This is a genomic window from Streptomyces anatolicus (assembly GCF_019400875.1).
GTDB classification, from domain to species: domain Bacteria; phylum Actinomycetota; class Actinomycetes; order Streptomycetales; family Streptomycetaceae; genus Streptomyces; species Streptomyces anatolicus.
In genome coordinates, this window is sequence record NZ_WMBF01000243.1 from 1 (window position 1) to 9,471 (window position 9,471).

Genomic DNA, 9,471 nt, shown 5'->3' on the forward strand with positions numbered 1-9,471 from the left:
CCTCAGGGGTATCCCGGGGGCCTTTCGCCTATCCGGGTGACGCACATTCGTACCCCTTCCGATGGCGCGGTCGGACGGTCCACAGTTCAGACGGGAGATCCGCACGACGCGGACAACTGAGCCATACGACACGGGGGTTGAAGCACATGCGTACGACCGCGCCCAAAACCATTTCCGCGACCATCACGGCCCTCGCGGCCACCACGGCCGCGTTACTCGCCGCGCTCGCCGTCCTGGCCGCGGTGATCCTCTCGCCCCCACCCGCCGTGGCCGCGGCCCCGCCCACATCGGGCCGGTGCGCGGCCGGTGAGCTGTGCCTCTGGGAGAAGGCGAAGTTCAAAGGCGCCCGGCATGCGTATGAACTGGCCGACATCGACATCGAGAGCTGTGTCGCGCTGCCGGAGGGGGGCAGCGCGCAGGCTCTCGCCAACCGCACCGGCCGCCCGGTCACCGCGTACCAATCCGCGAAGTGCGCCGAGACCGCCGAATTCAACACCTACCCGGGCAGCGGCACCTGGGCGCCCGAATCCCCCTATCGCGTGCGGGCCTTCAAGGTCTGGGAGAACTGAATGCGGGTACTCGCGCCTTAGAGGCAACCGTTAGAGGCAGGAACCGGCTGACTCGGACGCAGGACGCGCACGCACCCTCGCTCACGCGGCCGCACGTGGTCGCGGAGCGGGCCGGACCGCGCGACACCCGGGTCTTCACGCCACCGGGCCCTATGGCCCGCTGGGGCAACGCGCCGTCCCGCCGAGTGCCTCCGTCGCCCCGGCGGCGGCCTCGGCGGGCCTCGCGGCCTCAGCGGCATCGGCAGGCCCGGCGGTATCGGCGGGCCCGGCGGGCGCCGGGACCACGGCTCCCGAGAGGGCCGTCACCTGCGCGCGCAGCGCCCGCACCTCGGCCGTCAGCGCCTGGATCGCGGCCGTCTGGCGCCGCTCCTCGACATCGTCCATCTCGAAGCGGGCGATGAACCACGCCGCGATGTTCGCGGTGACCACACCGAGGAGCGCGATGCCCGACAGCATCAGACCGACGGCGAGCACCCTGCCGAGCCCCGTCGTCGGAGCGTGGTCGCCGTAGCCGACGGTGGTCATCGTGGTGAAGGACCACCACACCGCGTCGCCGAGCGTCTTGATGTTCCCCTCCGGCGACTCCCGCTCCACGGAGAGCACCGCCAGCGAGCCGAACATCAGCAGGCCCACCACCGCCCCCACGACATACGTCGTCAGCGTGATCTGCGACGCCATGCGAGCCCGCCGGCCCACGAGCATCAGCGTGGAGACGAGCCGCAGCAACCGCAGCGGCTGCAGCATCGGAAGGATCACGGCACACAGATCGAGCCAGTGCGTGCGGACGAACCGCCCGCGATGGTCGGAGAGGAGGAGACGCACGACGTAGTCGAGGGCGAAAGCACCCCAGACGATCCACTCCACGACCGTGCAGGTCCGCGTCACGGACCGGCTCGCGTCGGGCATGACGATCGGCACGGCGTAGGCGACGGCGAACGCCACCGCGAGCATGAGGAGCGGACGTTGGGTACGCCGCTCCCAGCGGAGTTGTGCCGGTAGATGCTTCATGGGCGCATCGTAGAAAACGCCGGAGGGCGACGGGACCCATGGGCCCGCCGCCCTCCGGACGAGACGTGTATTGCCGTCAGGGCTACGCGTCGCCCCCGGCGGGACCGGGGTCGGCGGCCGTGACGTCGAGGAGCTGATAGCGGTCGATCGCCTGCTTCAGTACGGAGCGGTCGACCTTCCCCTCGCGGGCCAGCTCGGTCAGCACGCCGACCACGATCGACTGGGCGTCGATGTGGAAGAAGCGGCGGGCCGCGCCACGCGTGTCGGCGAAGCCGAAGCCGTCCGCGCCGAGCGACTGGTAGGTGCCGGGCACCCAGCGGGAGATCTGGTCGGGGACGCTCCGCATCCAGTCGGAGACGGCCACGAACGGCCCCTCCGCGCCGGACAGCTTCCGCGTCACGTACGGGACGCGCTGCTCCTCCTCGGGGTGCAGGAGGTTGTGGCGCTCCACGTCCACGGCCTCGCGGCGCAGCTCGTTCCAGGAGGTCGCCGACCAGACGTCCGCCTTGACGTTCCACTCCGACGCGAGGATCTGCTGGGCCTCGACCGCCCACGGCACCGCGACGCCGGAGGCGATGATCTGGGCCGGAATGGCGCCCTGCTCACCGGTCTTGAAGCGGTAGATGCCCTTGAGGATGCCCTCGACGTCCACGTCCGCCGGCTCGGCCGGGTGCTGGATCGGCTCGTTGTAGACGGTGAGGTAGTAGAAGACGTCCTCGCTGTCGGGGCCGTACATCCGGCGCAGGCCGTCCTTGACGATGTGCGCGATCTCGTAGCCGAAGGCCGGGTCGTAGGCGACACAGCCGGGGTTGGTCGAGGCGAGCAGCTGCGAGTGGCCGTCGGCGTGCTGGAGGCCCTCGCCGGTCAGCGTCGTGCGGCCGGCGGTGGCGCCGAGCACGAAGCCGCGCGACAGCTGGTCGGCCATCTGCCAGAACTGGTCGCCGGTGCGCTGGAAACCGAACATCGAGTAGAAGACGTACACGGGGATGAGCGGTTCGCCGTGGGTGGCGTAGGCCGAGCCCGCGGCGATCAGCGAGGCCGTGCAGCCCGCCTCGGAGATGCCGTCGTGCAGCATCTGGCCCGTGGGCGACTCCTTGTAGGCGAGGAGGAGTTCGCGGTCCACGGCCTCGTACTGCTGGCCGAGCGGGTTGTAGATCTTCGCGCTCGGGAAGAACGCGTCCATGCCGAAGGTGCGGTACTCATCGGGGGCGATCAGCACGAAGCGCTTGCCGATCTCCTTGTCCCGCATGAGGTCCTTCAGGATGCGGACGAACGCCATGGTGGTGGCGATCGACTGCTGGCCCGAGCCCTTCTTCGCGGCCGCGTACGTCTTCTCCTCGGGGAGCTGGAGAGGCTTCGCGCGCACGACTCGGGTCGGGACGTAACCGCCGAGGCCCTGGCGGCGGTCGTGCATGTACTGGATCTCTTCGGAGTCCCGGCCCGGGTGGTAGTACGGCGGGGCGCCGTCCTCCAGCTGCTTGTCCGTGATCGGGATGTGCAGGCGGTCGCGGAAGCCCTTGAGGTCGTCGACCGTCAGCTTCTTCATCTGGTGCGTGGCGTTGCGGCCCTCGAAGTTCGGGCCGAGGGTCCAGCCCTTCACCGTCTGGGCGAGGATCACCGTGGGCTGGCCCTTGTGGGCCTTGGCCGCCGCGTAGGCCGCGTAGACCTTCTTGTGGTCGTGCCCGCCGCGGCCCAGGTGCAGGATCTGCTCGTCGGTCATGTTCTCGACCATGGCGCGCAGGCGGTGGTCGTCGCCGAAGAAGTGCTCGCGGATGTAGGCGCCGGTCTCGGTCGCGTACGTCTGGAACTGTCCGTCGGGGGTGGTGTTCAACTTGTTGACCAGGATGCCGTCCCGGTCCTGGGCGAGCAGCGGGTCCCAGCTGCGGTCCCAGACCAGCTTGATGACGTTCCAGCCGGCGCCGCGGAACTGCGACTCCAGCTCCTGGATGATCTTGCCGTTGCCGCGCACCGGGCCGTCGAGGCGCTGGAGGTTGCAGTTGACGACGAAGGTGAGGTTGTCCAGGCCCTCACGGGCGGCGATGGAGAGCTGGCCGAGCGACTCCGGCTCGTCCATCTCGCCGTCGCCGAGGTAGGCCCAGACATGCGACTTGGAGGTGTCGGCGATGCCGCGCGCCTCCATGTAGCGGTTCATCCGCGCCTGGTAGATCGCGCCGAGCGGGCCGAGGCCCATGGAGACGGTCGGGAACTCCCAGAAGTCCGGCATCAGCCGGGGGTGCGGATACGAGGACAGGCCGTGCGGCGCCTTGGACTTCTCCTGGCGGAACGCGTCGAGCTGCTGCTCGGAGAGCCGGTCGAGGAGGAAGGCGCGGGCGTAGATACCGGGGGATGCGTGACCCTGGAAGAAGATCTGGTCGCCGCCGTCGCCCTCGTCCTTGCCCCGGAAGAAGTGGTTGAAGCCCACGTCGTAGAGGGAGGCGGAGGAGGCGAAGGTGGCGATGTGGCCGCCGACGCCGATGCCGGGGCGCTGGGCGCGCGAGACCATCACCGCGGCGTTCCAGCGGGTGGCGTTCAGGACCTTGCGTTCGATTTCCTCGTTGCCGGGGAAGAACGGCTCGTCCTTGGTGGCGATCGTGTTGACGTAATCCGTACTGCGCATTTCGGGAACGGCCACGCGCTTCTCGCGGGCGCGCTCGATCAGCCGGAGCATCAGGTAGCGGGCCCGCTCACGGCCGCGTTCGTCGACCGCGGCATCGAGGGAGTCCAGCCACTCCTGGGTCTCTTCGGGATCGAAGTCCGGGACCTGACTAGGCAGGCCGCCAATGATGATCGGGTTGCGATCGGATCCGGAAGCCACGCTGTTCCTTCGCTGTTGGGGCTTTCACCTGGGTACTGCCTGGCCGTGCACCGCTCCCCATCGTGTACCCGACGGAAGCGAACGTCATCTCTACCGAGAGGTAACCGAGGCGATCACCCGGTGTCCCTGGGGTAGGCTCGACCAAATCGCAACGATACGCCCATCCTGCTTAACCGCTTCGCAGAGCCGTTCGGTCCCGTACGGATGAGGCGGCAGTTGCGGCGACACGGCCGGGAACGTCACCGTTTCGGCGGTCTCGGCGGCCGGGTACTTGCGCGATCCGTCCCGCCCGTGTGGACTACGGCCAACGCCCCGCGCACGCGCGTGGCTGAAGGCATTCCCGAAAAACATGATCAGGAGGCAATCCGTGAGCGCGACCGCGGACCACGCGGAGACGAACCTTGCCGTAAGGCTTGGTTTCCAGCCCGACCAGGTGGTCCAGGAGATCGGCTACGACGAAGACGTCGACCAGGAGCTCCGCGAGGCCATCGAGGAGGCCACCGGCACAGAGCTGGTCGACGAGGACTACGACGACGTGGCTGATGCCGTGGTGCTCTGGTTCCGTGAGGACGACGGGGACCTGACTGATGCGCTGGTGGATGCCATCGCGTACATGGAGGAGGGCGGCCAGATCCTGCTGCTGACTCCGAAGACCGGTCGTGACGGCTACGTCGAGCCGAGCGAGATCGGCGAGGCGGCCACCACCGCGGGCCTGTCCCAGTCCAAGAGCACGAACGCCGGCAAGGACTGGAGCGGTACCCGCCTGGTCACGCCCAAGGCGGCCTCGAAGAAGCGCTAGCCACGCGCGCACCGAGCCGCGATCCCAGCGAGACAGCCGTGCGGCCCTCACCGACGACCATCCGTCGGCGAGGGCCGCACGTGTGTCCGGAAGGCCCCGGAGGGACGTAGATCAGCGGACGTAGGGTGGGGTGTCACCCGAACGGCCCCGCCCAGGGGCCCGCCCCGTCGAAGGGATGCGTAACTCATGGCGCTCGCTGGAATCGCGACCGGCACCAAGGCCCCCGAGTTCGAGCTGAAGGACAACCACGGCCGCACTGTGAGGCTCTCCGACTTCCGCGGCGAGAAGAACGTGGTGCTGCTCTTCTACCCGTTCGCGTTCACGGGCGTGTGCACCGGTGAGCTGTGCGCGCTCCGCGACGAGCTGCCGAAGTTCGTCAACGACGACACGCAGCTGCTCGCCGTCTCCAACGACTCCATCCACACCCTGCGCGTCTTCGCCGAGCAGGAGGGCCTGGAGTACCCGCTGGTCTCCGACTTCTGGCCGCACGGCGAGGTCTCGCGCGCGTACGGCGTCTTCGACGAGGAGAAGGGGTGCGCGGTGCGCGGCACCTTCATCATCGACAAGGAGGGCGTCGTGCGCTGGAGTGTCGTCAACGGCCTGCCCGACGCGCGTGACCTGAATGAGTACGTCAAGGCGCTCGACGCGCTCGACACCCCGTGATTCTTGAGCCGCAGAGCCTGTGGCTGCCGGGAACCGGTCACTAGGATCCACTCGTTGATCCGATGGCAACGCAACGCTTGGGGCTCCCCGCCCCTGGACACCAATTGGGAGGACTCGTGGGAGTCAGCCTCAGCAAGGGCGGCAACGTATCGCTGAGCAAGGAGGCGCCTGGCCTGACCGCGGTTCTGGTCGGCCTCGGCTGGGATGTCCGTACGACCACCGGTACGGACTTCGACCTCGACGCCAGCGCGATCCTGACGAACGCGGAGGGCAAGGTCAGCAGCGACCAGAACTTCGTGTTCTTCAACAACCTGAAGAGCCCCGACGGCTCCGTCGAGCACACCGGTGACAACACCACCGGTGAGGGCGAGGGCGACGACGAGGTGATCAAGGTCGACCTGGCCTCGGTGCCCGCGGACGTCGAGAAGATCGTCTTCCCGGTCTCGATCTACGACGCCGAGACGCGCCAGCAGTCGTTCGGCCAGGTCCGCAACGCGTTCATCCGCGTGGTGAACCAGGCGGGCGGCGCGGAGATCGCGCGGTACGACCTCTCCGAGGACGCCTCGACGGAGACCGCCATGGTCTTCGGCGAGCTGTACCGCCACGGCGCGGAGTGGAAGTTCCGCGCGGTCGGCCAGGGCTATGCCTCGGGCCTGCGCGGTATCGCGCAGGACTTCGGCGTCAACGTCTGAGCCGAGCAGCCCCTCCGCCGTGTCGTCCGGCGCCGCACACGCACGAGGTGCGGCGCCGGACGTGCTCACCGGCTCACCACCGCGTGCCCGCATCACCCACCCTCGGGGAGGACCACGAACATGGGCGTCACACTCGCCAAGGGAGGCAACGTCTCCCTCTCCAAGGCCGCTCCGAACCTCACCCAGGTCCTCGTCGGCCTCGGCTGGGACGTCCGTACCACCACCGGCGCCCCCTTCGACCTCGACGCCAGCGCGCTGCTGTGCCAGGCGGGCAAGGTGCTCGGCGACGAGTGGTTCGTCTTCTACAACAACCTGAAGAGCCCCGACGGCTCCGTCGAGCACACCGGTGACAACACCACCGGTGAGGGCGACGGCGACGACGAGTCGCTCCTGGTCGACCTCTCCAAGGTGCCCGCCGGCTGCGACAAGATCATATTTCCCGTCTCGATCCATGACGCGGACAATCGCGGCCAGGCGTTCGGCCAGGTCAGCAACGCGTTCATCCGCGTGGTGAACCAGGCGGACGGCCAGGAGCTTGCCCGCTACGACCTCTCCGAGGACGCCTCCACCGAGACCGCCATGATCTTCGGTGAGGTGTACCGATACGGGGGCGAATGGAAGTTCCGCGCCGTTGGCCAGGGGTACGCGTCGGGCCTGCGAGGTATCGCTCTAGACTTCGGGGTCAACGTTTCGTAAAGCCGGGACCGGCGCGGGGGAGACCGCTCAACGGGAGCCCGTAACACACACGATTGGGTAACCAGTGATTCTGAAAACCTTCGGCTGGTCGTTCGCGGTGACCGCGCTCGGCCTTGTCGCCGCGGTGCTCTACGGAGGGTGGACAGGATTCGGCGTCGTCGCCATCCTCTCCATCCTCGAGATCTCGCTGTCCTTCGACAACGCGGTGGTCAACGCCGGAATCCTGAAGAAGATGAGTGCCTTCTGGCAGAAGATCTTCCTCACCATCGGTGTCCTGATCGCGGTCTTCGGTATGCGGCTGGTCTTCCCCGTCGTCATCGTGGCCATCAGTGCCAAGACCGGCCCCATCGAGGCGGTCCGCCTCGCGCTCAACGACAAGGACCGGTATCAGCAGCTGGTCACCGACGCTCACCCGTCGATCGCCGCCTTCGGTGGCATGTTCCTGTTGATGATCTTCCTCGACTTCATTTTCGAGGACCGTGACATCAAGTGGCTGGGCTGGATCGAGCGTCCGCTCGCCAAGCTCGGCAAGGTCGACATGCTGTCGGTCTGCATCGCCCTCGTCGTACTCATGATCACCGCGATGACCTTCGCGACCAACGCCCACCAGCACGGCGGCGTCCATGTGGACAAGGCGCAGACCGTCCTCATCTCGGGCATCGCCGGTCTCATCACCTATCTGGTGGTGGGCGGCCTCTCCGGCTACTTCGAGAACAAGCTGGAGGAAGAGGAGGAGCGCGAGCACGAGGCCGAGGAAGAGGCCAGGAAGAGCGGGAAGAAGGTGCCCGCCGTCGTCATGGCCGGCAAGGCCGCGTTCTTCATGTTCCTCTACCTGGAGGTCCTGGACGCGTCGTTCTCCTTCGACGGCGTCATCGGCGCCTTCGCCGTCACCAACGACATCGTCCTGATGGCGCTCGGCCTCGGCATCGGCGCCATGTACGTCAGGTCGCTCACCGTCTACCTGGTCCGCCAGGGCACCCTCGACGACTACGTCTACCTGGAGCACGGCGCGCACTACGCGATCGGTGCCCTCGCCGTGATCCTCCTCGTCACCATCCAGTACGAGATCCACGAGGTCATCACCGGTTCCGTCGGCGTCATCCTGATCGCCTGGTCCTTCGTCTCGTCCGTGCTGCGCAACAAGCGGCTCGCGGCCCAGGGGCAGGGCAGCTCGGGAGAGAAGAGCGAGGTCCCGTCCGGGGTCTGACGCTGACTGATTCCCTCGCCGAACTGTCCGATTCCGTACTCCGGAGTGTGACGGCGGCCAGGGTGAGGAACGCTCTGTGCGGGGCGGCCGTCGAGGAGGTTTCCTCATGGCCGCCCCGTCGGTATTCGTGCGGGGCACAAAGGACACTTGGGGGCGGCATGTCCTTCTGGGACGGTCTGTGGCGTGGGCGCTCGATGGACTTCGAGTCGGGCAGCGCCGCGAGCAACTCCATCGAACTGACCAAGCGCAACCCGACGGTCTCGCTCAGCAAGCAGGGCGCGGCCACCGGCAATCTGCGGGTCAACCTGTCCTGGCAGATGCGGACGTCCGACATCATCGGCAAGCAGCGGCGCGGCCGCGGTCTGCTGCGGCACCCGCTCAAGATGTTCCAGCCCGACGTCGTGCAGGCGCACACCCAGGGCGTGGTCAACGTGGACCTCGACATCGGCTGTCTGTACGAGCTGATGGACGGCACCAAGGGGGTCGTACAGCCGCTGGGGAGCTTCTTCGGGAGCCTCAACGCACCGCCGTACGTGAAGCTGAGCGGCGACGACCGGTTCGGCTCGCCGTCCGGGGAGACGATCTACGTCAACCTCGACCACCGCGAGTCCATCAAGCGGCTGCTGGTCTTCGCGTACATCTACGACCAGACGCCCGCCTTCGACCGCACGCAGGCCAAGGTCACGCTCTACCCCAGCAACGGGCCGAGGATCGAGATCGACCTGGACGAGCGCCAGCCGCAGGCCCGCTCGTGCGCGGTGGTCTCCATCGAGAACGTCAAGGGCGAGCTGATGGTGCGCCGCGAGGTGAAGTTCGTCTACGGCTTCCAGGCGGAGCTCGACCGGCTCTACGGCTGGGGGCTGCAGTGGGGCCGGGGCTACAAGACCAAGGTGGGCTGAGCGGGTGCCACCGGCGGCCGCGCCCCCAGCGAGACCCGCGCCCTCAGCGGGAGAGGAACTGGGGGCCCTGCGGAGGCAGCCGGAAGTTCGGGTCCGGCATCGGGGTCACCGGCTGCGGATAGC

The 9,471-nt window shown here is 67.9% G+C and carries 9 protein-coding genes and 1 pseudogene; 8 read left to right on the top strand and 2 right to left on the bottom strand.

Features of this window, described 5'->3' with window-relative positions; all coding sequences use genetic code 11:
- Window positions 1-146: 146 nt before the first annotated feature.
- Together GKQ77_RS20565 and GKQ77_RS34170 are read left to right on the top strand one after the other, a co-directional pair.
- Entirely contained in the window at window positions 147-569 is a 423-nt protein-coding gene (locus GKQ77_RS20565) for a peptidase inhibitor family I36 protein (protein ID WP_219690392.1), read from the top strand.
- Between the two features lie 54 nt (window positions 570-623).
- A pseudogene (locus GKQ77_RS34170) lies at window positions 624-701 on the top strand (small hydrophobic protein); the annotation flags it as partial.
- An 18-nt stretch (window positions 702-719) separates the two neighbouring features.
- Here GKQ77_RS34170 and GKQ77_RS20570 read toward each other — a convergent pair.
- Both GKQ77_RS20570 and aceE read right to left on the bottom strand, forming a co-directional pair.
- Entirely contained in the window at window positions 720-1,577 is an 858-nt protein-coding gene (locus tag GKQ77_RS20570; protein WP_219690393.1) for a potassium channel family protein, read from the bottom strand.
- A gap of 82 nt (window positions 1,578-1,659) precedes the next feature.
- Complete coding sequence (aceE, locus tag GKQ77_RS20575) at window positions 1,660-4,392, bottom strand: pyruvate dehydrogenase (acetyl-transferring), homodimeric type (protein WP_219690394.1); 2,733 nt, start codon at window positions 4,390-4,392, stop codon at window positions 1,660-1,662.
- A 367-nt stretch (window positions 4,393-4,759) separates the two neighbouring features.
- Between aceE and GKQ77_RS20580 the strand changes: the two genes are divergently transcribed.
- The 6 genes from GKQ77_RS20580 to GKQ77_RS20605 all read left to right on the top strand — a co-directional run bounded on the left by GKQ77_RS20580 (window position 4,760) and on the right by GKQ77_RS20605 (window position 9,348).
- Window positions 4,760-5,191: a DUF3052 domain-containing protein gene (locus GKQ77_RS20580; protein ID WP_125512575.1), complete on the top strand. Its 432-nt coding sequence runs from the start codon at window positions 4,760-4,762 to the stop codon at window positions 5,189-5,191.
- A gap of 186 nt (window positions 5,192-5,377) precedes the next feature.
- Window positions 5,378-5,854, top strand: coding sequence for a peroxiredoxin (locus GKQ77_RS20585; protein ID WP_219690395.1), 477 nt, complete (start codon window positions 5,378-5,380; stop codon window positions 5,852-5,854).
- A gap of 116 nt (window positions 5,855-5,970) precedes the next feature.
- The gene (locus GKQ77_RS20590; protein WP_125512573.1) at window positions 5,971-6,546 is read left to right on the top strand and encodes a TerD family protein; all 576 of its coding nucleotides are present in this window, start codon (window positions 5,971-5,973) and stop codon (window positions 6,544-6,546) included.
- Window positions 6,547-6,666: 120 nt separating this feature from the next.
- Entirely contained in the window at window positions 6,667-7,242 is a 576-nt protein-coding gene (locus GKQ77_RS20595; protein ID WP_219690396.1) for a TerD family protein, read from the top strand.
- A 64-nt stretch (window positions 7,243-7,306) separates the two neighbouring features.
- Window positions 7,307-8,449 (top strand): DUF475 domain-containing protein, encoded by a 1,143-nt coding sequence (locus GKQ77_RS20600; protein WP_219690397.1) that lies wholly within the window; start codon window positions 7,307-7,309, stop codon window positions 8,447-8,449.
- A 158-nt stretch (window positions 8,450-8,607) separates the two neighbouring features.
- Window positions 8,608-9,348 carry a TerD family protein gene (locus tag GKQ77_RS20605; protein WP_219690398.1) on the top strand — a complete coding sequence of 247 codons (741 nt, stop codon included), beginning with the start codon at window positions 8,608-8,610 and terminating at the stop codon, window positions 9,346-9,348.
- Window positions 9,349-9,471 lie beyond the last annotated feature (123 nt).

Bases quoted from the DNA above. Each gene is read 5' to 3' on its own strand.
- GKQ77_RS20565 (WP_219690392.1), top strand. From the start codon at position 147: ATGCGTACGACCGCGCCCAAAACCATTTCCGCGACCATCACGGCCCTC.
- GKQ77_RS20570 (WP_219690393.1), bottom strand. From the start codon at position 1,577: ATGAAGCATCTACCGGCACAACTCCGCTGGGAGCGGCGTACCCAACGT.
- GKQ77_RS20585 (WP_219690395.1), top strand. From the start codon at position 5,378: ATGGCGCTCGCTGGAATCGCGACCGGCACCAAGGCCCCCGAGTTCGAG.
- GKQ77_RS20595 (WP_219690396.1), top strand. From the start codon at position 6,667: ATGGGCGTCACACTCGCCAAGGGAGGCAACGTCTCCCTCTCCAAGGCC.
- GKQ77_RS20605 (WP_219690398.1), top strand. From the start codon at position 8,608: ATGTCCTTCTGGGACGGTCTGTGGCGTGGGCGCTCGATGGACTTCGAG.